This is a genomic window from Flavobacterium sp. Arc3 (assembly GCF_041431375.1).
Lineage (GTDB): Bacteria > Bacteroidota > Bacteroidia > Flavobacteriales > Flavobacteriaceae > Flavobacterium.
In genome coordinates, this window is the sequence record NZ_JASMRI010000028.1 from 16,458 (window position 1) to 39,141 (window position 22,684).

The window sequence follows — 22,684 nt, forward strand, 5'->3', positions numbered from 1 at the left end:
TTAGATAACAGCTTTAAATTAGTCAAACCCTCATAATAATATAAGAAACTTGGGGGTACTATTTTATAAATCAAATCAATTATAATTTAGCACAAAAGCATCAAAATGGTGCTCATTCATAGTATAAATAATCAAAAAAAATAATCAAAAAAATATGTTAAACAATAAAACAATTTTAATTACCGGAGGGACAGGCTCTTTGGGAAAAGCTTTGACAAAGCATATTTTTAATAACTACCCAGATATTAAAAAATTGATTATCTTATCAAGAGATGAGCAGAAGCAATTTGTAATGGCTCAGGAATTTCCAACAGAAAAACATCCACAAATTCGTTTTTTATTAGGAGATGTTCGTGATAAAGAGCGATTAGTTAGGGCATTTAAAGGAGTTGATTTTGTTATTCATGCAGCAGCTATGAAACATGTACATCTTGCTGAGTATAATCCAGACGAATGTATTAAAACTAATATTGGCGGTGCTCAAAATGTAATCCATGCCTCTTTAGAAACAAATGTTCAAAATGTAGTTGCGTTGTCTACTGATAAAGCTTGTGCGCCAATAAATTTATATGGAGCTACTAAATTAACGTCTGATAAATTATTTGTTGCTGCAAATAATGTAAAAGGAACAAATCCGATTAAGTTTTCAGTAGTAAGATATGGCAATGTGATGGGCTCTAATGGGTCTGTTATACCCTTTTTCTTAAACAAGAAAAAAGAAGGGAAATTACCTATCACAGACATATCGATGACCCGCTTTAATATTTCTTTACAAGGAGGTGTTGACATGGTCATGCATGCTATGGAACATGCTTGGGGAGGTGAAATCTTTATCCCCAAAATTCCATCCTATAAAATTACAGATGTTGCCGCCGCGGTTGCACCAGAATGTGGATTGGAAATTGTAGGGATTCGACCTGGTGAAAAAATTCATGAAGAAATGATTACCGCTTCCGATTCTTTTTATACGTACGATTTAGGAAAATATTATACTATTTTACCTTCGGTTCCTCATTTTAATATCCAGAAATTTAAAAACCATTTTGCAGCCCATTTAGTACCTAATGGATTCAACTATAATTCTGGTGAAAATACAGAATGGGAGACAATAGAAGGACTTAGAAGTTTAATTAAAGAACACGTAGATTCTACATTTGAAGCATAATGGAACAAAAAGTCATCCCTTACGGACGTCAAAATATAACTCAAACTGATATTGACGCTGTTATAGAAACATTACAGTCTGATTTTTTAACGCAAGGCCCAAAAATTTTAGAATTTGAAAAGGCTTTTGCAACATACATTGGAAGTAAATATGCTGTTGCTGTTGCCAATGGAACTGCGGCGTTACATTTATGTACTTTGGCATTAGATGTGAAAAAAGGACAAAAGGTAATTACTACACCTATCACTTTTGCAGCATCAGCTAATTGTGTCCGTTATTGTGATGGTGAAGTCGTTTTTGCAGATATTGACCCTCAGACCTATTTAATTGATTACAATTCTGTAGAAAAATTGCTTAAGGCTGCTCCTAAAGGTACCTACCACGGAATAGTCCCAGTGGATTTTGCTGGACGAGCGGTTGATTTAGAAAGATTTAGAACTTTAGCCGATGAATATAACCTTTGGATAATTGAAGATTCGTGTCATTCTCCGGGCGGCTTTTTTAAAGACAAAAATAATGCTAAACAAAATTGTGGTAACGGTAATTTTGCTGATTTAGCCATTTTTTCTTTTCATCCTGTAAAACATATTGCATCGGGTGAAGGCGGAATGATAACTACTAACGATGAAGCGTTATATAATAAGTTATTACAACTTAGATCACATGGAATAGTTAAGTCAGACGATTTATATACTAATTCAATAGAATTCGCAGGTGGCGATTCGCAGTACCCTTTGTGGTATATGGAAATGCAAAACTTAGGATTCAACTATCGATTGACAGATTTTCAAGCGGCTTTAGGTTTAAGTCAATTGAATAGAGCCGATGAAGGCATCATCAGAAGAAAGGAAATTGCTGCAACTTATTTTTATGCTTTTAAAAATCAGTCATTTATAAAAGGACAATCAGGAGTGGTTGAAGGACACGCATATCATTTGTATGTTATCGAGGTAGAAAACAGGTTAGCATTGTACAATTACCTTCGCACAAAAAATATCTTCGCACAAATACATTATATACCTTGTCATTTAATGCCCTATTATAAACAGTTCGGGTGGAAAGAAGGTGATATGCCACATGCCGAAAATTATTATAAGCAGTGTATCAGTTTGCCAATGTATCCAACATTGACTGAAGAGGAACAACAATTTGTGATTACATCTATACATGAATTTTATGACTAATATTTGTATCATTCCAGCACGAGGTGGCAGCAAACGTATTCCCCGAAAAAACATTAAAGATTTTTTAGGTAAACCTATTATCGCTTATTCAATTGAAGTGGCTATTAAAAGTGGTTTGTTTGATGAAATAATGGTTTCTACAGATGACGAGGAAATAGCAGATATTGCTATAAAATACGGTGCTAAAATCCCATTTATGAGAAGTAATGAAAAGTCTAATGATTTTGCTACCACCTATGAAGTGATTGAGGAAGTACTACTGAATTATAAAAAAAAAGGACAATCTTTTGATCAAGCCTGTTGCATTTATCCATGTGCTCCTTTCATTTCAACAAAAAAATTAGTAGAAGCAGCTGGAAAATTAAATAAATTCGAAACCGTCTTGCCAATAGTACAATATAGCTTCCCTATACAAAGAGCATTAAAAAAAAGCGAAACAGATACTATATCTTTTATTCAACCCGAATTTGAACTTTCCCGTTCCCAAGATTTAAATGAAAGTTTTCACGATGCAGGTCAATTCTATTGGTTCAACCTCAAAAGCTTGTTTAAAAATAAAAGTATTTTATCAAAAAACACAGGATGTGTAGTGTTATCTGAAATTGAAGTGCAAGATATTGATAATGAAATTGACTGGAAATTAGCAGAATTAAAATATAAAATACTGTATGGAGTTTCCTGAAAAATATCAAGTATTAGAAAAAAAATTGTATTCAAAAGGCGTTTTTTCACTTGTTCCCATTCGCTTTGAGGATAGGATAAAAATCATGCTTTGGCGCAATGAACAAATTTATCATCTTCGACAAGACAAACCTCTTACCTTAGAAAATCAAGAAAATTATTTTAACAATATAGTTTCAAAATTATTTGAGCAAGAGCAACCAAATCAAATCTTGTTTTCTTTTTTAGAAAATGGAAAATGTATTGGTTATGGAGGATTAGTGCACATTAATTGGATAGATAAAAATGCGGAGATTTCGTTTATCATGCAAACAAATTTAGAGCAAAATCGATTTGATGAAATTTGGAGTGAATACTTAAACTTAATTGAAAAAGTAGCATTTAGCGATTTGAAATTAAATAAAGTATTTACCTATGCTTTTGATTTAAGACCCCAATTATATAGCATACTATCAAAAACGGGATATACAGAAGAAGCGCGATTAAAGGAACATTGTTTGTTTGATGAAAACTATATTGACGTATTAATTCATTCAAAAATAAATCATTCTCTTACTCTAAGGTCAGCTTCTCAAGAAGATGTAAGCATTACATTTGATTGGGCATCAAATAAGATCGTACGACAATATGCGATTCAAAAGGAAGAAATTTCTTTTGACAATCACAAAAACTGGTTTTCAAATAAAATAACAGCATCAGGTTGTATCTATTTTATTGCTGAAGTAAATAGTACTCCAATCGGTTCTATCCGATTTGATATAAACAATAATGAAGAAGCTTTGCTAAGTTTCTTGTTAGATCCGCAATTTCATGGAAAAGGATATGGCAAGGGGATTCTAGAAAAAGGAATTGAGGAAGTGCTTAAATTAAAAGAATTATCTAAAATAATTGGTGTTGTCAATATTGAAAACATTCCGTCGTTGAAAACCTTTAAATCGTTAGAGTTTCAACAAGTGAGTGAGATAGACACATACATTACTTACGAAAAAAAATATAAATAATGAAAATAGGTACATTCGAAATAAATAATAGCTCTAAAGTTTTTATAATTGCAGAACTTTCTGCAAATCATAATGGAAGTATCGAAGTAGCTCTGGAAACTATTAAAGCAGCGAAACGCGCTGGAGCAGATTGTATAAAATTTCAAACCTATACCGCGGATACTATTACTTTAGATTGTGATAAAGAAGATTTTAAGATAAAAGGGACCATTTGGGAAGGACAAAATTTACACAAATTGTATGAGGAAGCTTACACCCCTTGGGAATGGCATCAACAATTGTTTGATGCTGCTAAAGCGGAAGGACTAATTTGTTTTTCTTCTCCTTTTGATAAAACAGCCGTAGATTTATTAGAATCTTTAGATACTCCAGCATATAAAATTGCATCTTTTGAAATTACCGATATACCTTTAATCAAATATGTTGCTTCCAAAGGCAAACCTATAATCCTATCAACAGGAATAGCAACGACCGAAGATATCGAATTAGCCTTAGACGCTTGTAGAATAATGGGAAATAATGATATTGCGTTATTAAAGTGTACCTCAAGTTATCCAGCACCTTTAGAAGAAGCAAATATGTGTATGGTAAAAGATATAGCGGAACGATTTGGAGTCATTTCAGGTTTATCAGATCATACGATTGGAAGTACAGCGCCAGTTGTAGCGACCTGCTTTGGAGCAAAAATTATAGAAAAGCATTTTATCTTAGATCGTGCTATTGGAGGTCCTGACGCGTCATTTTCAATGAACGAAGAAGAATTTACTGCCATGGTAAAAGCCGTTAGAGAATCTGAATTAGCAATTGGTAAAGTGGATTATACTTTAACAGAAAAACAAGTTAAAGGAAAAGATTTTTCAAGATCCTTGTATGCTGCAAAAGACATAAAAAAAGGCGAGCTATTTACTGAAGAAAATGTACGTTCCATTCGTCCTGGATTTGGATTACATCCTAGATATTTACCTGAAATATTAGGAAAGGAAGCAAGTGCAGATATAGAAATGGGAGCCCGTTTTGAACTGCAGATGATTACCAATTAAATTTTTATATACTCAATTATTTTAAAAAGTTTTAAACGATAACCTAATAATGAACTTGATAAAACAACTTCTCACGAAGTATTTTGAAAACTTAGCTTATTTTTATAAACATCTGCATTATCGCTTGTTTGTGATGATAGCATTAGGTGTATTAGTTGGTATCCTAGATGGTTTTGGACTAGCGATGTTCATGCCATTATTGGAGATGGTGAATGATACCAAACAAGCAAATGGATCCTCTTTAGGCAATCTTAGCTTTTTAATTGATGGGATGGAAGGTATTGGACTTTCTTTAAACCTAACTACAGTATTAATTATAATGGTCTTTTTCTTTATATTTAAGGGTATTATTAAATTTTTTGCTGGCGTCTATAATGCGATTTTACGTAGGTTTTTCATCGACAAATTACGAAATAATTTACTTTCCTCCTTCAATAAAATTAAATTCAAATATTTTGTTACCTCAGATGTTGGTCGAATACAAAACACTATGTCTGTAGAAATTGAAAGAGCTTCTGCCGCTTTTTACAACTATGCTAATACCTTGCAACAGTCAATTATGGTATTGGTTTATGTTAGTTTTGCTTTTTTTGTAGACATCCGGTTTGCACTTCTTGTCACCATTGGCGGTGGTTTGTCTAATTTTTTATACAAGTCTATTTACAAGAAAACGAAAGGTGCCTCTAAAAATTTTTCTACAGATTCTCATATATACCAAGGGCAAATAATCCAATATGTAAGCAATTTTAAGTATTTAAAAGCTACTGCTATTTTAGATTTTTATGCAAATCGACTTCGTAAAAGCATTGATGCTATCGAGCAGAGTCGTTTTAGAATTGGAAAATTAGGTGCAATTTTAGAGTCTGCTCGTGAACCTATTTTAATTATGGTTGTTGCAATTGTAATTTTAATTCAGACTCGGCTACTAAATGCTAGTTTAGGACCAATATTAATCAGTTTATTGTTTTTTTACAGGGCTTTATCTTCCTTAATGAATTTGCAAAACTCCTATAATCGTTTTTTAGAACTTTCGGGTTCATTGGATAATTTAATGGAGTTCCAAAAAGAAATAAATTTAGAAAAAGAACAAAATGGCAAAGAAATCATCGAGACCGTAAAGAGTTCGATAGAATTAAAAAATGTTTTCTTGGCTTATGGCAAAGTTGATATTCTCAAAAAAATTAATTTAAAAATCGATAAAAACGAAACGGTAGCTTTTGTCGGAGAAAGTGGTAGTGGTAAAACAACAGTAGTAAATATTTTAGCTGGTCTTATTCCTGCAGACAAAGGAAATGTGTATATAGATGGTATAGATCGCAATGCTATAGATATAAAAACTTATCAAACAAAAATTGGATATATTACACAAGACCCCGTTATCTTTAGTGACACCATTTTTAATAATGTTACTCTTTGGTCAGAACCAAATACTATAAATAATAATCGTTTTAAAGAAGCGCTACAAAAGGCAGCAATTGCCAATTTTGTCGAAGAACAAGCATTGGGTTCAGAAACCATTTTAGGGAATGATGGTGTAAATCTAAGTGGAGGGCAAAAACAACGAATTTCTATAGCAAGAGAATTATATAAAAACATTGATATTCTGATTATGGATGAGGCTACTTCTGCACTAGATAGTGAAACAGAAAAGGAGATTCAGCAAAGTGTGGACTCTCTTAAAGGACAATATACTATTTTTATGGTAGCCCATCGTTTATCAACAATCCGGAACGCCGATAGAATTGTAGTGATGAATAAAGGTACAATTCAACAAGTGGGATCTTATGAAGACTTGATAGCCACTTCTCCCCCATTTAAGAAAATGATCGCACTACAAGAGTTGTAGAAATTAAGACTAAATTATTAAAAAAAATTCTCAATTGATCAATTCTATAATTAAATTTATTACAGGTAAAGAAATTATTCTTTATGATAATCACCGACAAATTGAACCTTTAGTCTCTAATCACAATAACAAAAAAAAATATTGTTTTTTTAATATTGGCAACATTTGGAAGATAATCCCATTCAAAACAGCCGATAAAAAAAAGCATAAAATAATGTATTTTATTTTGTCCTTTATACAGCCAAAGTATATTATAAGCATGAACTGGTTAACAAAAAGAGAAAGTTTATATAAAATTTGGACCGCTAACAACAGTAAAAGTAAATTCATGGTAATACAACATGGTGTCTATTGTGGTGGAGCTGTTACAGATGTACCTCATAAATATACCAAATGTGATGTTTTTTGTACTTGGGGACCCTATTTTACAACTCTATTTAGTGAGTTCAATTCCTTAAAAAAGGTGAAAATTTTTAATTTTGGTAATACAATTTACAACACTTATAATAGACATAACTATAGTTATAAATGTACAAGTACTAACAAAATATTGATACTTCCTACAGCACTTGACGCTAAAAACATAATATATATCAATGTTTTAATAAAAAAACTTCAAGAGTTAAAGTATGAAGTATTTGTAAAAGAACATGGAAAACAAGGAGTAGAGAAAGATAGAAATGGCACTTTAAAATATCCAAACATAGAAGGTGTTAGTAAAATAACGGGGGAATTATATCCCATTTTACAAAGTAATGATTACGATTTTATTATTGCTGACCATTCTAGCTCGCTTTTAGATGCAATATTTTTCAAAAACAAAGTACTTTATTGTGACCCTAATAATAAAAGTAATGGCTATACAACTCAGTATTCAAACTATCTATCTAATGTCTTCCTAGATAATTACAGTTTTAAATGTAAAAATTATTTCGAAGACTTACTAGACATAACCAATCAAGAAGCATTATTAGCCGAAATGATAACTACAGGAAATAATGAGTTAGAAAATAAATTTTATTCTAAATATTAAAAAAAAACAGTGATAGTACCTATCAAACAAAATCTCGTCACAGTAAGAAATTATCTCATCTACAAAAGGTTTGATTTTTTATCCAAAATAAAGCAGCGTAAATTCCGTATGAATCCACAAGCTACTTTTGTGGTCTCTATCGCTAGTTATCCAAAGCGAAGCCACTTATTGCCTGCTGTTTATGAAGCATTAAACAAACAGAAGACCGTTCCCAAAAAATGGATTTTGGTCTTATCTGAAGAAGAATGGCCTGATTTGACACTACCTAACTATTTAAATAAGTTAGTTAAAAGAGGTCTAGAAATTATTTGGGTTAGAAACAATACTTATGCAGTAAAAAAACTAGTTCCGGTATTGATAAAATATCCAGATTTAGGAGCTATAACTCTTGATGATGACATTATTTATGGATCAAATTTGATAGAAAACTTAGTAACTAATACTTATGCAAAAAAAGGAAATATAGTTGGCCATGTCGGCAAGACATTAATAAAAAAGAATAATGAGTTGAATATGATGTTTAGAGATACTGTTTCTACAAATATAAACACTAATACCAATCAAGTATTTTTGATAGGTTGGGGAGGTATTTATTATCCTAATAATTCACTATCACCCAAAGTAAAAGACGCTGATGCAATAAAAAAAATCGTACCAGGAAGAGGTTCTGATATTTGGTTTTGGGCTGCAGCTCTTGCCCAAAACACGAAACAATATTGTATTGCACCACACAGTGCTGGAATTTTAGGAATACCTATCCCTACAACCAAAAGTACTAAACCAAAAGATACACCCGCTGCAGATCTCCTTGAAAGACGTTTTCAAATGTCAATTGATTTTTTTGAAATTCGTGAAAAACTATTAGCGAACTTACCTAACAAACTGTAGCGAGATGAAAATTGCACATAATAACAAAATTAATGGATAAAATACAAAAAGGATATCTATTACTACTTTTTCTTTTTTCTCCCATTTTGGGTTTATTTAAGTTATTAAAATTGAAAAACGAAAAAGACATAACCTTTTTTGGAACCTTATTTTTTGGGTTGGTAGGGAGTGCATTTGTTTATATCAAAGGAACTGATGGGCATTCGCACTTAATGAACGCAAAAGAGTACTACTTAGACATGTCTTTAGTAGAGTTTTTTAATAAATCATATGAAATACTAACGTTTAATTCTACGGAAGGTTCTACAGATATATATTTACATTGTATTTCCTTTATTTCAACCTCGCTATTACAAACACCAGAGTTAATTCATGCATTTGCAGGTCTAGTATTGGGTTATTTTTTCACAAAATCGGTATTACTTATTTTAAAAAATAATTTAGATTTCAAGAAGAGCTACATTCTAGTTGGTTTTGTCATATTGTTACTTCTAATTAGAAGTATTGGCGCGCTAAATTCAATTAGGATGTGGACTGGAATGTGGGTGATGTTTTATGGTACTTACAGCTGGACGACGACAAAAAAAAGAAAGTATTTATTAGTGATTTTATTTTCAGTACTAGTTCATTTTTCTTACGCCTTAATTTTAATTCCAGTTGCAGCCGCCTATATCTTACAAAAAAATAAAAAAATTCTGGTAGCTCTCTATATTGTATCTTTCTTTTCGACAGTAGGTTTTTCATTTGTTAAAGCTTATATACCACAATCAAATTTAATAGAAAAAAAACAAAATACGTATGCTGTAGATTCTGATGAGGATGCTAAACGATTTGAGAAAAAAAGCATAAATGCAAAAAAAGAGTCTGAAAATATAAATTTTTATAAGTCCTCTGGGGAAACAAATTATTTGAATTATAGTATTGTCGGTTTATCAATAATTTTAATCTTTTTTTACTTAAAAAAAGAGAGTGATCATAATTTAAATTTTCTAGTTGCAATTGGCATAGGGGTATATACATTTTCCAATTTAGTAGCTTTTTCGCCCTCACTTCAAGGTAGAACAAAAATGATTGCAGCTACATTTATTTTGGCTGCAGCTATACATTTGCAGCTTACTTTGATAAAGTATAATTTAAAAGTAAAATCAATAAAGAGATTAAATACAGTACTATTAGTTTTTTTAATTTCATCTATTCCCATGTTTTTATTTCAATTATCTTACATACTGCAATCCTTCAGTTTCTTTCTACTATTTCTACCTCAAGTATCATGGCTATTTGGTGATGGAGATTATTCCATAAGAGGAGTAATAGGATTATTTATCGATTAAAAAAAAACTATATGAACATAGCTTTATTCTTAGAACAATCTTTTGACCCTGATGCAGGTGGGGTACAAAGGAGTACATCAAAACTGGCAAAAATTTTTAAAGATGAAGGTCACAATGTAATTGTTATCTCTTCAATCTACCCATCTTCAGAAATACAATTGTGGAATCAAATTCCAATTATTTCAATAGATTTAAAAAAAAGAAACTCTGAATTAAAAAAATTACTAGAAAAAAGAAAAATTTCGATTATAATTAATCAAGCTGGGTATTCATTAAAATTGACGAAAAATTTAATCCATAGTAGCAACGACGGTATAAAAATCATAAATACTCTTCGGATAAACCCATTAAATTTTTACACCAATTACAAACAGTTTATAGAATCGTTTTTAAATAATAAAAAACTGGTTTTTTTAAATATTGTAATCGTACAGAAAATCCTTTTGGGATATCACATTGTTAAACAACGTTATGATCTTAATTACATTATAAAAAATACAGATGCGTTTGTAATGCTTTCTAAAGAATTTAAACCAGAACTTTATTTTTTAGCCCCCAGTGTAGAGAAATATAATCGCAAAATACATAGCATTAGTAATCCTTTTGAAAAACCTACATTAAATATTACTCAAATAGAGAAAGAAAATATAATCTTATTTGTGGGTAGGCTTAATATTTTACAAAAGAGGGTGGACTTACTACTCAAAATTTGGAAAAAACTACATCAAACATTACCTGATTGGAAATTCTGGGTAGTTGGTGAAGGTGAAGATCAGCTATTTATGGAGAAGTATTGTAAAGAGAATAATTTAAACAGAGTTACTTTCTTTGGCAAAGATAATCCCAATGAATACTATAAGAAAGCTAAAATATTCCATATGACCTCAGCTTTTGAAGGTTTTGGAAATGTATTGGTAGAAGCTCAAAGTTATGGCTGTGTCCCTGTTTTATTTAATTCCTATGCTGCTGCTCAAGACATTGTTACTCATAATGAAAACGGAATGCTTGTGCTTCCATTCAATAGCAATGAATACGTTCAAACTACAACTGCACTGATTAATAATCCTGAAAAACTATCACAAATGGCACTGAACGGATATGAAAATGTAAATAGATTTTCTTATGAGGAAACGTATAAAAAATGGGAACAAGTTTTTAATAGTTTAAAATAGTAATCAATAATAATGCTAAAATCCATACTAAAAAACCTTTCTAATATCCCTGGTTGGCGAACCAATAGAAAAATTGTAATCATCGAATCTGATGATTGGGGAAGCATCCGGATGCCCTCTAATTTTGTTAGAGAAACACTCGAAACTAAATATGTTTCCATGGGCGATCAAGAACGTCAACGATACACTAAGTACGATACACTTGCTAATGAAACAGATTTTGAAGCACTTTATAAAACCCTAACACAATTTAAGGATATAAACGGAAAATATCCTGTGTTTACGGCTGTGAGTGTTGTTGCAAATCCTGACTTTGATAAAATTAAGGAAGCTAATTTTGAAAAGTATTTTTACGAACCTTTTAATACCACATTAGAAAGGTACGGACATAAAAATACTTTCAAAATGTGGCAAGAAGGTAAAGCACAGAACCTTTTTGTTCCACAATTTCATGGTCGTGAACACTTGAATGTACTAGTCTGGATGCGACAACTGAGAGCCAAAGAATCAAGTACAATGGAAGCCTTTAAACTCAATTGTTGGGGTTTTGAAAATAAAAATAAATTCAATATTGACTATCAAGCGGCTTTTGATCTGGAACTGCCTTCTGATGTAGTCGACCAAAAAACGGTTATACAAAAAGGCTTAGAAATGTTTGAGCAAATCCATGGCTATAAAGCAGACTTCTTTGTCCCTCCAAACGGGCCATTTAATAATAAATTAGAAATGACGGCGGCACTAAGTGGTATCAAGTACATGTCAACTTCAAAAATACAGTCCGAACCTCAAGGGCAAGGAATACAAAAAAAGCGACTACATTATTTAGGTCAAAAAAACGCTAGTGGACAACTTTATATTACACGCAATTGTTTTTTTGAACCAAGTGCTCCAGGCAAAGATTGGGTTAGCAGTTGTATGAATGATATTGAAAATGCTTTTAAATGGGGAAAGCCCGCAGTAATTAGTTCACATCGAGTAAATTTTATTGGAGGCATAGTAGAAAATAATCGTACTAACAGTTTAGCAGCCTTAACAACTTTATTGACTCAGATACAAACTCATTGGCCAAACGTTGAATTTATGACTTCTTCGGATTTAGGAGATGTGATAACAAAAAGCAGAAAATAAAATGTTTGAAAATCTAAATAAAAATTTACGAAGAAATTTACTAAATGTTCCTGGACCAAGGTCAAATAAAAAGATTATTGTCTTTGAAAGTGATGATTGGGGAAGTATTCGCATGCCATCTCGCAAAGTTTTTGACAAAATCAAAAAAGAGAATTTAACACCCGAAGCAGACCCTTATTTAAAATACGATAGCCTTGCAAGCACAGATGATTTTAATGCCTTGTTTGATATTCTTAAAAGTGTAAGAGACAAAAATAATAATCATCCTATTATTACAGCTAATGCAGTTATGGGAAATCCTGATTTTGAGAAAATAAAACAACATAATTTTGAATCTTATTTTTGGGAGCCTTTTACAACAACATGGCTAAAATATTCACATTGCCAAGGAGTAGAAACTGCTTGGAATTCTGGTCAAGACGAAGGATTATTAAAGTTTCAATGTCACGGGAGGGAGCATTTAAATGTGGATCAGTGGATGCTTAGCTTACAAAAAGGTGATAAACTTGTTAGAAAAGCATTCGACAATCAAATGATAAGTATCAGTTCGCAGCCTAGCAGATTGAAATTTAATTATATGGAAGGTCTTGATTATTTTTCCTTAACAGAAAAGGAGAATAAAAAACTTGTAGTCAGGGAAGCTTTAGCACATTTCAAAAATTATTTTGGTTTTGATTCAAAGTCATTCATAGCAAATTGTTATATATGGGATGAATCCATAGAAGAAGTATTAGCAAATTTTGGCGTTCTTTATTTGCAAGGAATGGCCAATCAAGTAATTCCTGTATTAAATAAAAATACACATAGTTACCTTTATAAAAAGCACTATTTAGGGCAAAGAAATAAATTTGGACAACAATATCTCATTCGTAACGCCTTTTTTGAACCCTCATTAGAACCAAAAATAGATTGGGTTTCTGATTGTTTGCAAAGAATTAACATTGCTTTTAGATGGAATAAGCCAGCTATCATTGGAATTCACAGATTAAATTTCATCGGTTCAATTCACGAAGAAAATAGAACCAAAAACCTTAAAAATTTGGGGCAATTATTAAAGGAAATTATTAAACGTTGGCCAGATATCGAATTTAGATCATCTGATCAAGTACTTAATGAAATGAGCAATGGATAATACTACGACAAAGAGAAAAATTATTTTCATAATCCCATCATTAACAGGCGGCGGAGCCGAAAGAACATTAATTAATCTATTGCAAAAATTAGATTATACTAAGTTTGAAATTGACTTGTTAGTCGTGCTAAAAGATGGAGTCTATCTAGAAAATGTTCCTAATGAAGTAAAATGTATTTTCTTGCATCATAACAAGATGCTGGTACGAACTTTAGCATGGTTGCAGAAGAAAACAGGTTTTAATTATCTTCTAAGAAAAACTACCGAAAATAAAATTCGAGGTCAATATGATTTGGGAATTTCATTTTTGGATGGAAATTTTACTGATTTACTTTTTTTTATAAAAGGGTTAAAGAAAAGGTGCACTTGGGTTCATAGTTCGTACAAGACAAATCGAAACTTTGCTAAGTTCTATGAAAACACAAAATATGTCCAAAAATTAAAAGAGGAGCGATATGGACGCTTAGACGGAATATATTTTGTTTCAAATGATGCAAAAGAAGAATTCATCGAAGTTTTTGGTACATATCCTAAAATGGAAGTCATTTATAATATTATTGATACAGAATCTGTTTTAATAAAGGCTGAATCAGAAACATATTCAAAACACAGCATATTTGAATTTGTTGCATTGGGAAGCTTATTAACAGTAAAAGGTTTTGATAGATTAATCAGGGCCTCAAAAATTGTTAAAGAAAAAGGTTTTAATTTTAAAGTATCAATTCTTGGTAGTGGTGCAGAAAAGAACAATTTAGAATCACTTGTAAAAGAAAATAATTTAAAAGAAAATATCGATTTTTTAGGATTTGTTAGCAATCCATATCCTTTATTAAAAAAAGCGGATGTTTTCATTATGAGTTCTGTTTCCGAAGCACTTCCTACCGTCCTTTGTGAAGCAATGATACTAGGTAAAGCTACTTTAGTGACAAATTGTAGTGGTTGCAGAGAAATTGTTGAAAATGGTCAATACGGGTTAATGGCGGATCAAAGTGATCAAAGCCTTGCCGAAAACATGATAAAATATCTTTCTGATCCAAATCTAGTTGTATATTATGAACTTCAGTCTCTTGAAAGGGCCGAACTTTTTGATGATAAACTAGTACTAGAAGCTTATAATAAAATACTTAATCAGTAAATTTATAAGGGTTTTTGATTGTTTTATTTTAATAATACAAAAGTAAAGATTTTATACTCAAGAGATGAAGCGTCTCCTTTTCTTTCCATTAATTTTCTTTTTTGCCAGAGATAGACAAGATTGTCTAGTCAACTCCTAAGTCTTACAAACTAAATTATAAAAAGTCGAGTCGTAACATAAGACCTCTACAACATATTCATATTAGGAATTTGATATGAAAAACATCGATAGTGAAATTCAGTTTGTAGAGTTCTTAAAAAATATTAAAAATGACAAAAATGAAAAAAGTTTTATTTGTTCATGATGGCCCTATTTATACCAATGATGATAAATCCATTTTCTATGGCGTACATTATAACGATACGCTAATAGAGCGCTACGCTTACTTTGGAAATTGTGTGAATTTCTTGATGAGAAGTTCCGTAGTAAGTGAAAAAGAAGGGCAAAATTTCTCTATCATCAAGCATCCTGCATTTTCATTTATTGAGGTTCCAAATTTCAAGTCCATAAAAGCTTATTTTAAGAAAAGTGAAGCAACGGCTATTATTAAAAAAGCAATTGATGAACACGATGTAATTATTTTACGCTTACCAAGCGCTATTGGAGCAATTGCATTTGAGTATGCTAGCAGCATCAATAAACCTGTCCTTATAGAAAAGGTAGCTTGCGTCTATGACGCTCTGTGGAATTACGATTGGCGAGGTAGATTAATCGCTAGCCAAAAAATGAAAGATTACCAAGCCATATTACAAAAAGCTTCACATACCATTTATGTAACGGATAAATTTCTGCAAAGTAGATATCCTACTAAAGGAAAATCTATAGGGTGCTCTGATGTTATAGTAAACAACCTTGATGTTTCAATTCTCAATAAAAGGATTCTAAAAATTGCAACTCTTCCAAAACTAGTAACGATTGGAACGGTAGCAGCAATTGATGTTCCTTACAAAGGACAAGCCGATGTTATACAAGCTATTGCAATTTTAAAGAAACAAAACATTCTCTTTCACTATAAAATTGTAGGTCAAGGAGATGCAAGTAGACTGAATAAAATTATTGAGCAATGTCATGTAGGTGATTTAGTGGAAATAATAGGACCATTAAAACAAGAGCAAGTTTTTGATTTTTTGGATACGATAGATTTATATATACAACCTAGCAAACAAGAAGGATTACCAAGGGCAGTTATTGAAGCCATGAGCAGAGCTTGTCCTATTTTAGGATCTAATATCGCTGGAATGCCCGAATTAATTAATAAAAACTCGCTATTTGAGGCGGGGAATGTTTCCGAAATTGTAGAATTTCTGAAACAACTAAACAAAATCACTTTAGAGAAATGGGCAAGAGAAAATTTTTTAAAAGCAGCAACGTTCAAAACAGAAACATTAAATAACAAAAGAGAACAATTTTACAACGAGTTTAAAAAAGATTATAATCTATTATAAAGTAATGAATAAAAAAGTTCTTTTTACCGCCTCCATAGCCAAACATTTATTGCGATTCCATTTGCCCTACTTAAAATGGTTTAAAGAACAAGGCTATGAAGTCCATATAGCTTGCGATGGAGATGAAGAGGTTCCGTTTACAGACAAAAAATGGACGGTTCCCTTCGTAAGAAGTCCATTTTCTATCGGACATATTAAATCCTTCAAAATTTTAAAAGAAATAATTGACCGTGAACAATATAGTTTGGTTCATTGTCATACACCAATGGCAAGCATCGTAACTAGACTTGCTGCCAAAGAAGCTAGAAAAAAAGGAACGAAAGTATTATATACAGCTCATGGTTTCCATTTTTATAATGGAGCTTCTCTATTAAACTGGCTGACCTATTATCCTATAGAAATTTTTACAAGTGTATATGCAGACGCAATCATTACAATTAATAAGGAAGATTATGAGCGTATCAGTAAAAAAGGAAATAAAAAAACAAACTATTTTTTGATTCCAGGTATAGGTGTAGATAAAAAAAGATTTAATGTAGTAAGCAAGGAGGAGAAAAATAAACTTAGAAAAGAAAAAGGCTTTAGTCAACAAGAATTTATAGCCATTTACGCAGCTGAGTTTATTAGCAGAAAGAATCATCAATTTTTAATTGAAGCGATAGCTAATCATAAAAAAGAACTTCCGAACCTTAAAATATTATTTTGTGGTAGAGGTATATTGGAAGATAAGATGAAACTTATGGTAAAAGAAAAAAAATTAGAATCCATAGTTCACTTTATGGGTTTTAGAAATGATGTAGATGAACTCTTTAAAATGTCGGATTTAGGAATTTCCTCAAGTAAACAAGAAGGTCTTGGACTCAATTTAATCGAAGAAATGATGTGTGGTTTACCAATCATAGCTACAAAAGATAGAGGCCATAAAGAAATCGTACATTCAGGGGAAAACGGCTATTTATTTGAACAAGAAAATAAAAAAGAATTTATTAATTATCTTAAGCATTTATACGATAATCCAGAATTGAGAGAAAAAATGGGTAAAAAGGCATTTGCTGTTTCCCATAAATTTGAAATTACCAATTCACTTAAGGAGATGGCTATAATTTATCAAAAATTTCTATAAAGAAAATTATAGTTTTAAGGTATCTCTAAGCTTATTTAACTACTTTATCTAAAATAAAAGTGAAGTTTTATTTTAAATAATCTACCCTAACACCGTAAAACATTTACTTAACAACAACAAAATATAATAAAAACATGGAAACCAAATTTTTAGAAATGATTTCAGAAGTATTTGAATTAGAAGATAAAACTATAGCAATGAAAGATACCTTTCGAGATTATGACGAATGGGACTCCTTAACAAGACTTTCTTTGATTGCTGAAATCGACGATGTGTACGACACAGTCATTGAAGAGGAGTCATTCAAACACCTAACTACCTTAGGTGATCTTTTTACCGAAATTCAAAAAAGAATAAACTCTTAAATTACTATCAAATGGCAACACTATCTTTTAAAAACATAGGTATTTCAGGAATAGCAGCAGCAGTACCAAAAAACACTATTGATAACTATGCCTACACCGAATTCTTTCCAGAAGAAGATGTTGAAGCTATTGTGGACAAAGTAGGGATTAAAGAACGACGATTTGCTCCAGAAGGAATGTGCGCATCTGATTTATGTTTTGCAGCAGCAGAACAATTAATCAGCGACTTACAAATAAACAAAGACGAGATTGATTTGCTAGTTTTTGTATCGCAAACTCCCGATTATCGCATGCCTGCAACATCTATTATTTTACAACATCGTTTGGGTTTAGCGAAGCATACCGCCGCTTTTGATATTAGTTTAGGTTGCTCTGCTTTTATTTACGGTCTTTCTATTGTTTATGGATTAATGCAAAGTGGTGGCTTTCGAAAAGCATTATTGTTGGATGGCGAAACCCGATCTAAAGTATATTCACCAAAAGACAGGAAAACAGCATTTCTTTTTGGAGATGGTGGTGTTGCTGCGATCATCGAACAGAATGAAAAATTCGGCAAAAGTTTTTTCTCTTTAAATTCTGATGGATCAAAATCCGATTTAATAAAAATGGACGCAGGCGGCTATCGCAATCCATCATCGGCAGAAACAACTACAGAAAAAGTAGTGGATGAGTATGGAAATATTAGAACCGACGAGCACGGCTATATGAATGGTGCCGATGTATTTAATTTTGTTTTGAAAGAAATTCCCAAAAACTTTAAATCGGTTTTGGAACAATCCAATAATACGAATGAATCTATTGATTTTAATATCTTTCATCAGGCCAACGATTATATGAACAATTACTTGGCAAAGAAATTAAAATTAGACGAAGAAAAAGTACCTTCAAGCATAGCTGAGTTTGGGAATACCTCATCAGTATCAATTCCACTAACTATCGTGAGTCAACTACAAAATCAATTGCAAGGTCCAAAAAAGCTAATGTTATGCGGTTTTGGAGTAGGAATGTCTTGGGCTACCGCTCAAGTCAACTTAGTAGATTGTAAAATCAGTAATATAGTAGAAATCTAATGAACAATAACCCTTTTAGTCTTTCGGGAAAAAAGCTCGTAATTACTGGTGCTTCATCAGGTATTGGTCAACAATGCGCGATTACGGCAAATGCTTTAGGAGCATTCGTAATTCTCATCGGACGTTCGCAAGAACGGTTAGAAAAAACAGCTCTCCTTTTAAGTAATATGGATTATTTGGTACTGGCAACTGACATTACTGACTATGACAATACTACGACTCGTCTAGAAGAATTAATTAGAAATCTGAAAATTGACGGCATCATTCACGCAGCAGGAATTTCTACTACTTTACCCCTACGCAACATTACGCCACAAAAACTACAACCCTTTTTTGAGACCAATGTTTTTGCAGCAATAAACATTACCAAGTTGTTAACAAAAGCAAAGTTTGCCAATCCACAAGGAATGAGTATTGTATTTATTTCTTCTGTTATGGGAATAGTTGGTGAATTAGGAAAAACCACCTATAGTTTAACAAAGGGTGCACTTGTGGCAGGAGCAAAATCATTAGCGCTGGAATTGGCCAATAAAAAAGTTAGAGTGAATTGCGTATTACCAGGAGTAATCGAAACGCCAATGAGTGCAAATGCTGTTTATTCACAAGATGAGGAAGCGTATGACAAAATAAAAATTTCTCATCCTCTTGGAATAGGAAAACCCGAAGATGTAGCAAATGCCTGTGCTTTTTTAGTTAGTGATGGCTCACGATGGATCACAGGAACTAATTTAGTAGTTGACGGTGGCTATACAGCAAGATAAAAAATATTAAATCAACCTTTTAAAAGCGAAAGCAATAGTCTCTCCACTACATCAAATGCTTATAAAAATCCAAGCAGTAACAAACGAACATTTTAAGGCCAATACCTATATTATAAAAAGCAGCACCAGTGAAAGTGCCTGTTACTTAGTTGATATAGGAAACTATGATGGTGTAATGGATGTATTGGAAAAAAATCACTACATAAAAGGTGTTTTTTTGACTCATGCACATTATGATCATATTTGCGGAATCAATGAAATCGTAAATCAATTCCCTGACTGTACCATTTTTTGTTCGAAATATACAAAGGAAGCATTACAAGACAGTAAGGTGAATTTATCTTTTTATCATAATACTCCCGTTACTTATAAGGGAAACAATATAAAAATTCTCACTGAAGAAGATTCTATTGACCTATTTATCAATGTTAAACTTACAGCATTGGAAACTCCTGGCCACAATGAAGGAAGCCTAACCTTCAAAATTGAGCAAGCTATTTTTTCAGGCGATTCCTTAATTCCAGAAACAGCTGTAATTACCAAATTAAAAAGTGGTAATAAAGCAGATGCACAAAAGAGCATTATAAAAATACAGCAGAATACTAGAGAACATGATGTTATCTATCCAGGACATGGAAAATCTTTTGAGGCTACTAAAATAAATTGGAACTTTTATCTATAATTTTTTAAGTCATTGTTAAAAGACCAAGACCATTTGTAGTTAAAACTATTTAGTAAAAACCAATCTCCATTCTAAAGTAAAATATTCGCATAAAAAGTAAACACTACTTTTTTTGCTAATGACAAATTTTATTTTCAAAAAAACAAACACAGTAAGATGAAAAACATAATTATTATTGGTTGTGGCTCCCATGCCTCGGAACTTGTTGATTATATCGAATATATAAATAAACATTCTAACATAAAGCAATTCAATATAAAGGGCATGATTGATAATATTAATACTCATTATCTACATTATAATTACAAATATGAATTTATAGGAAATATAGATGATCATCTAATTGATTTTGAAGCTTATTATCTACTTGGGATAGGAAATATTTCTATTAGAAATAAGGTTTTGGAAGAATTTAGATCTAAAAACGCAAAATTCACAGGAATCATACACCCAACCGCACTAATTTCAAATTCTGCAGAAATTGGGGAAGGTACTATCATATCTCACAATGTTTCTGTAGGGCCAAAAGCAAAAATTGGCTCTTTTAATGTTATTAATTCTAGATGCACAATAGGCCATGATACTATGATCGGTGATAGTAATTTCCTAAGTCCTCAAGTAGTACTAGGTGGATATGCAAAAATTGGAAATTTAAATTTTTTAGGCACCAACAGTTGTTTACTCCCTGAAATTGAAATTGAAAATAATAATAAAATAATGGCAGGTATGACTATCACCAGTAAAGTAAATAGCGGTGAAACGGTATTCTTTAGGTATAAAGAAAAGCTTACTATTAGACAGTAAAACTTTTAAATACACAAACGAAAAGAAATTAAAAATAGTAAACCATTTAATTTTTTTTTTCACCCTCCCTAACTTCAAATATTCATCAACGTCAATAGAAGTCAAACAAACTACCTTGATTGACAACAAGTCTGATTTATTCTAAAATTTATGAAAAAAACGGTAACGAATAGTCTCTATTTTATCTTAAAAAGAGCATTTGATTTACTATTATCACTAATAGGAATAATAGTAATTTCTCCACTATTTTTGATTATTATACTTATCCTTAGATTTACGGGCGAGGGCGAGATTTTCTACCTGCAAGAGCGCATGGGGCTTGACCAAAAGCCTTTTTATATTTACAAATTTGCTACAATGCTTAAAAACAGTGCAAACGTGGGCAATAAAACCCTAACGGTAAGAAATGACCCCAGAATCACAAAGGTGGGGCAGTTTTTAAGAATGACTAAAATTAATGAATTGCCGCAAATCTTAAACGTAATCAAAGGAGATATGTCCCTAGTAGGTCCAAGGCCATTACTTTCAAAAAGTTTTGAAAAATATACACCAGAAGTACAAAGAGTTATTTATAAAAACAGACCTGGAATCACAGGACTTGGTTCTTTAGTTTTTAGGGATGAAGAGTTATTGGTGACACTATATAAGCAGCAAGGAAAAGATCCTAAAAAATATTACAAAATTTACATTTTTCCGCACAAAGGAGCGCTTGAACTATGGTATCATAACAACAGCTCTGTAATAACAGACCTCAAAATACTTTTTTTAACATTTTGGTCATTGGTCAATCCAAGAACTCAATTAGTGTACAAAATATTAAAAAATCTACCAATAAAGCCAACTTCATTAACTGTTGCAGGTATTAAGAATTTATAAAGTCAAAATAATCAACTACTACCATTAAAAAATATGTCAAATATTTATTGGCATCATAACTTACTACTTATCAATGTGGGCCTATTAAAAAACAAAAACTTTAAAATGTTTGCAGTTTACAGTACAATAGGAATTATACTCCTTTTAGTTTGTTCTACAAGCTATGTACCCAGAAAATTAATTAATTCTATAGAAAAAACATATAATCCTATTGCTTTGCATAAACTGGACACTACCAAGTCCTATTATGTATACGTGCTAGGTGCAGGTGCGTCTGCAGACAATAGATTACCACCCTCTATGAATTTGAGCTCCACTACACTTGCTCGCTTGGTAGAAGGAATAAGAATATACAATAATTTGCCTCATGTCATTTTGGTTACCTCGGCAGCTATGAAAGGGGTACGAATCAGTCAGGCAGAGATAAGTAAAGAAGCAGCAGTTTCACTTGGGGTAAAAAGACAAAACATCTTAATGTTAGAAACGCCCACCTCCACTTTGGAGGAAGCCATAGCCTTCAAGTACAAATTTGGCACCAATAAAAACCTAATTCTAGTTACAAGTGCCTTACATATGCCTAGAGCTGTTGAAATATTTTCTGATCAAGGTATTAAAGTAATACCCGCACCTACTGACTATTTATATAAAGAGGATGGCTCTAGACACTGTGGTATAACATTTCCATCTTTTGCCTCTATCGATTTATTGAACAGTTATCAAACTACGGTGGTCAAACAGTTGTATTATAAATGGTTTAAAAAACCTAAGACACTATATCCTACTAACTAGTTTTAGTACAAAAAACAAAGTACACTTTCAATT

General features: G+C 31.8%; 22 protein-coding genes. All 22 read left to right on the forward strand.

What is annotated here, in order from left to right:
* Positions 1–154: 154 nt before the first annotated feature.
* The 22 genes from pseB to QO200_RS16785 all read left to right on the forward strand — a co-directional run bounded on the left by pseB (position 155) and on the right by QO200_RS16785 (position 22,651).
* On the forward strand, positions 155–1,165 hold the full coding sequence (pseB, locus tag QO200_RS16680; protein ID WP_371542387.1) for a UDP-N-acetylglucosamine 4,6-dehydratase (inverting): 1,011 nt from the start codon (positions 155–157) through the stop codon (positions 1,163–1,165).
* Positions 1,165–2,349: a UDP-4-amino-4,6-dideoxy-N-acetyl-beta-L-altrosamine transaminase gene (gene pseC, locus QO200_RS16685; RefSeq protein WP_371542389.1), complete on the forward strand. Its 1,185-nt coding sequence runs from the start codon at positions 1,165–1,167 to the stop codon at positions 2,347–2,349. Before pseB ends, pseC begins: the two co-directional genes overlap by 1 nt.
* Positions 2,342–3,031: a pseudaminic acid cytidylyltransferase gene (gene pseF, locus QO200_RS16690; RefSeq protein WP_371542391.1), complete on the forward strand. Its 690-nt coding sequence runs from the start codon at positions 2,342–2,344 to the stop codon at positions 3,029–3,031. Before pseC ends, pseF begins: the two co-directional genes overlap by 8 nt.
* Complete coding sequence (locus QO200_RS16695) at positions 3,018–4,031, forward strand: GNAT family N-acetyltransferase (RefSeq protein WP_371542394.1); 1,014 nt, start codon at positions 3,018–3,020, stop codon at positions 4,029–4,031. The genes pseF and QO200_RS16695 overlap by 14 nt, the downstream gene beginning before the upstream one ends.
* Positions 4,031–5,071 (forward strand): pseudaminic acid synthase, encoded by a 1,041-nt coding sequence (pseI, locus tag QO200_RS16700; protein ID WP_371542397.1) that lies wholly within the window; start codon positions 4,031–4,033, stop codon positions 5,069–5,071. The genes QO200_RS16695 and pseI overlap by 1 nt, the downstream gene beginning before the upstream one ends.
* 49 nt (positions 5,072–5,120) lie before the next feature.
* Positions 5,121–6,917, forward strand: a complete 1,797-nt coding sequence (locus QO200_RS16705; RefSeq protein ID WP_371542398.1) for an ABC transporter ATP-binding protein — start codon at positions 5,121–5,123, stop codon at positions 6,915–6,917.
* A 259-nt stretch (positions 6,918–7,176) separates the two neighbouring features.
* Positions 7,177–7,950 carry a hypothetical protein gene (locus QO200_RS16710; protein WP_371542400.1) on the forward strand — a complete coding sequence of 258 codons (774 nt, stop codon included), beginning with the start codon at positions 7,177–7,179 and terminating at the stop codon, positions 7,948–7,950.
* Between the two features lie 108 nt (positions 7,951–8,058).
* The gene (locus tag QO200_RS16715; protein ID WP_371542401.1) at positions 8,059–8,838 is read left to right on the forward strand and encodes a glycosyltransferase; all 780 of its coding nucleotides are present in this window, start codon (positions 8,059–8,061) and stop codon (positions 8,836–8,838) included.
* A gap of 32 nt (positions 8,839–8,870) precedes the next feature.
* Positions 8,871–10,169 carry a hypothetical protein gene (locus QO200_RS16720; protein WP_371542403.1) on the forward strand — a complete coding sequence of 433 codons (1,299 nt, stop codon included), beginning with the start codon at positions 8,871–8,873 and terminating at the stop codon, positions 10,167–10,169.
* 11 nt (positions 10,170–10,180) lie between these two features.
* The gene (locus QO200_RS16725) at positions 10,181–11,341 is read left to right on the forward strand and encodes a glycosyltransferase (protein WP_371542406.1); all 1,161 of its coding nucleotides are present in this window, start codon (positions 10,181–10,183) and stop codon (positions 11,339–11,341) included.
* Between the two features lie 12 nt (positions 11,342–11,353).
* Positions 11,354–12,469, forward strand: coding sequence for a polysaccharide (de)acetylase (locus QO200_RS16730; protein ID WP_371542408.1), 1,116 nt, complete (start codon positions 11,354–11,356; stop codon positions 12,467–12,469).
* Position 12,470: 1 nt separating this feature from the next.
* Positions 12,471–13,601: a polysaccharide (de)acetylase gene (locus tag QO200_RS16735; protein ID WP_371542411.1), complete on the forward strand. Its 1,131-nt coding sequence runs from the start codon at positions 12,471–12,473 to the stop codon at positions 13,599–13,601.
* Positions 13,594–14,736 (forward strand): glycosyltransferase, encoded by a 1,143-nt coding sequence (locus QO200_RS16740; RefSeq protein ID WP_371542412.1) that lies wholly within the window; start codon positions 13,594–13,596, stop codon positions 14,734–14,736. Before QO200_RS16735 ends, QO200_RS16740 begins: the two co-directional genes overlap by 8 nt.
* Before the next feature lie 278 nt (positions 14,737–15,014).
* Positions 15,015–16,181: a glycosyltransferase family 4 protein gene (locus tag QO200_RS16745; RefSeq protein WP_371542415.1), complete on the forward strand. Its 1,167-nt coding sequence runs from the start codon at positions 15,015–15,017 to the stop codon at positions 16,179–16,181.
* Positions 16,182–16,185: 4 nt separating this feature from the next.
* Positions 16,186–17,304 carry a glycosyltransferase family 4 protein gene (locus QO200_RS16750; protein ID WP_371542417.1) on the forward strand — a complete coding sequence of 373 codons (1,119 nt, stop codon included), beginning with the start codon at positions 16,186–16,188 and terminating at the stop codon, positions 17,302–17,304.
* Between the two features lie 134 nt (positions 17,305–17,438).
* On the forward strand, positions 17,439–17,669 hold the full coding sequence (locus QO200_RS16755) for an acyl carrier protein (protein WP_371542420.1): 231 nt from the start codon (positions 17,439–17,441) through the stop codon (positions 17,667–17,669).
* Between the two features lie 11 nt (positions 17,670–17,680).
* Positions 17,681–18,739: a 3-oxoacyl-ACP synthase III family protein gene (locus tag QO200_RS16760; protein ID WP_371542423.1), complete on the forward strand. Its 1,059-nt coding sequence runs from the start codon at positions 17,681–17,683 to the stop codon at positions 18,737–18,739.
* The gene (locus QO200_RS16765) at positions 18,739–19,500 is read left to right on the forward strand and encodes an SDR family NAD(P)-dependent oxidoreductase (RefSeq protein WP_371542426.1); all 762 of its coding nucleotides are present in this window, start codon (positions 18,739–18,741) and stop codon (positions 19,498–19,500) included. Before QO200_RS16760 ends, QO200_RS16765 begins: the two co-directional genes overlap by 1 nt.
* Positions 19,501–19,555: 55 nt before the next feature.
* On the forward strand, positions 19,556–20,182 hold the full coding sequence (locus tag QO200_RS16770; protein ID WP_371542429.1) for an MBL fold metallo-hydrolase: 627 nt from the start codon (positions 19,556–19,558) through the stop codon (positions 20,180–20,182).
* A gap of 156 nt (positions 20,183–20,338) precedes the next feature.
* A complete protein-coding gene (locus QO200_RS16775) occupies positions 20,339–20,986 on the forward strand; it encodes an acetyltransferase (RefSeq protein WP_371542431.1) in 648 nt (215 codons plus the stop codon).
* Positions 20,987–21,136: 150 nt separating this feature from the next.
* Entirely contained in the window at positions 21,137–21,862 is a 726-nt protein-coding gene (locus QO200_RS16780) for a sugar transferase (RefSeq protein ID WP_371542434.1), read from the forward strand.
* A gap of 33 nt (positions 21,863–21,895) precedes the next feature.
* Positions 21,896–22,651 (forward strand): ElyC/SanA/YdcF family protein, encoded by a 756-nt coding sequence (locus QO200_RS16785; RefSeq protein WP_371542437.1) that lies wholly within the window; start codon positions 21,896–21,898, stop codon positions 22,649–22,651.
* Positions 22,652–22,684: the final 33 nt, after the last annotated feature.

Excerpts from the sequence above, each read along its gene's own strand:
- QO200_RS16780 (WP_371542434.1), top strand. The coding sequence starts at position 21,137 with ATGAAAAAAACGGTAACGAATAGTCTCTATTTTATCTTAAAAAGAGCA.
- pseB (WP_371542387.1), top strand. The coding sequence starts at position 155 with ATGTTAAACAATAAAACAATTTTAATTACCGGAGGGACAGGCTCTTTG.
- pseF (WP_371542391.1), top strand. The coding sequence starts at position 2,342 with ATGACTAATATTTGTATCATTCCAGCACGAGGTGGCAGCAAACGTATT.
- QO200_RS16755 (WP_371542420.1), top strand. The coding sequence starts at position 17,439 with ATGGAAACCAAATTTTTAGAAATGATTTCAGAAGTATTTGAATTAGAA.
- QO200_RS16695 (WP_371542394.1), top strand. The coding sequence starts at position 3,018 with ATGGAGTTTCCTGAAAAATATCAAGTATTAGAAAAAAAATTGTATTCA.
- QO200_RS16760 (WP_371542423.1), top strand. The coding sequence starts at position 17,681 with ATGGCAACACTATCTTTTAAAAACATAGGTATTTCAGGAATAGCAGCA.
- QO200_RS16765 (WP_371542426.1), top strand. The coding sequence starts at position 18,739 with ATGAACAATAACCCTTTTAGTCTTTCGGGAAAAAAGCTCGTAATTACT.
- pseC (WP_371542389.1), top strand. The coding sequence starts at position 1,165 with ATGGAACAAAAAGTCATCCCTTACGGACGTCAAAATATAACTCAAACT.
- QO200_RS16775 (WP_371542431.1), top strand. The coding sequence starts at position 20,339 with ATGAAAAACATAATTATTATTGGTTGTGGCTCCCATGCCTCGGAACTT.
- pseI (WP_371542397.1), top strand. The coding sequence starts at position 4,031 with ATGAAAATAGGTACATTCGAAATAAATAATAGCTCTAAAGTTTTTATA.
- QO200_RS16750 (WP_371542417.1), top strand. The coding sequence starts at position 16,186 with ATGAATAAAAAAGTTCTTTTTACCGCCTCCATAGCCAAACATTTATTG.
- QO200_RS16785 (WP_371542437.1), top strand. The coding sequence starts at position 21,896 with ATGTCAAATATTTATTGGCATCATAACTTACTACTTATCAATGTGGGC.
- QO200_RS16735 (WP_371542411.1), top strand. The coding sequence starts at position 12,471 with ATGTTTGAAAATCTAAATAAAAATTTACGAAGAAATTTACTAAATGTT.
- QO200_RS16745 (WP_371542415.1), top strand. The coding sequence starts at position 15,015 with ATGAAAAAAGTTTTATTTGTTCATGATGGCCCTATTTATACCAATGAT.
- QO200_RS16740 (WP_371542412.1), top strand. The coding sequence starts at position 13,594 with ATGGATAATACTACGACAAAGAGAAAAATTATTTTCATAATCCCATCA.
- QO200_RS16770 (WP_371542429.1), top strand. The coding sequence starts at position 19,556 with ATGCTTATAAAAATCCAAGCAGTAACAAACGAACATTTTAAGGCCAAT.
- QO200_RS16720 (WP_371542403.1), top strand. The coding sequence starts at position 8,871 with ATGGATAAAATACAAAAAGGATATCTATTACTACTTTTTCTTTTTTCT.
- QO200_RS16725 (WP_371542406.1), top strand. The coding sequence starts at position 10,181 with ATGAACATAGCTTTATTCTTAGAACAATCTTTTGACCCTGATGCAGGT.
- QO200_RS16715 (WP_371542401.1), top strand. The coding sequence starts at position 8,059 with ATGAATCCACAAGCTACTTTTGTGGTCTCTATCGCTAGTTATCCAAAG.
- QO200_RS16730 (WP_371542408.1), top strand. The coding sequence starts at position 11,354 with ATGCTAAAATCCATACTAAAAAACCTTTCTAATATCCCTGGTTGGCGA.
- QO200_RS16710 (WP_371542400.1), top strand. The coding sequence starts at position 7,177 with ATGAACTGGTTAACAAAAAGAGAAAGTTTATATAAAATTTGGACCGCT.
- QO200_RS16705 (WP_371542398.1), top strand. The coding sequence starts at position 5,121 with ATGAACTTGATAAAACAACTTCTCACGAAGTATTTTGAAAACTTAGCT.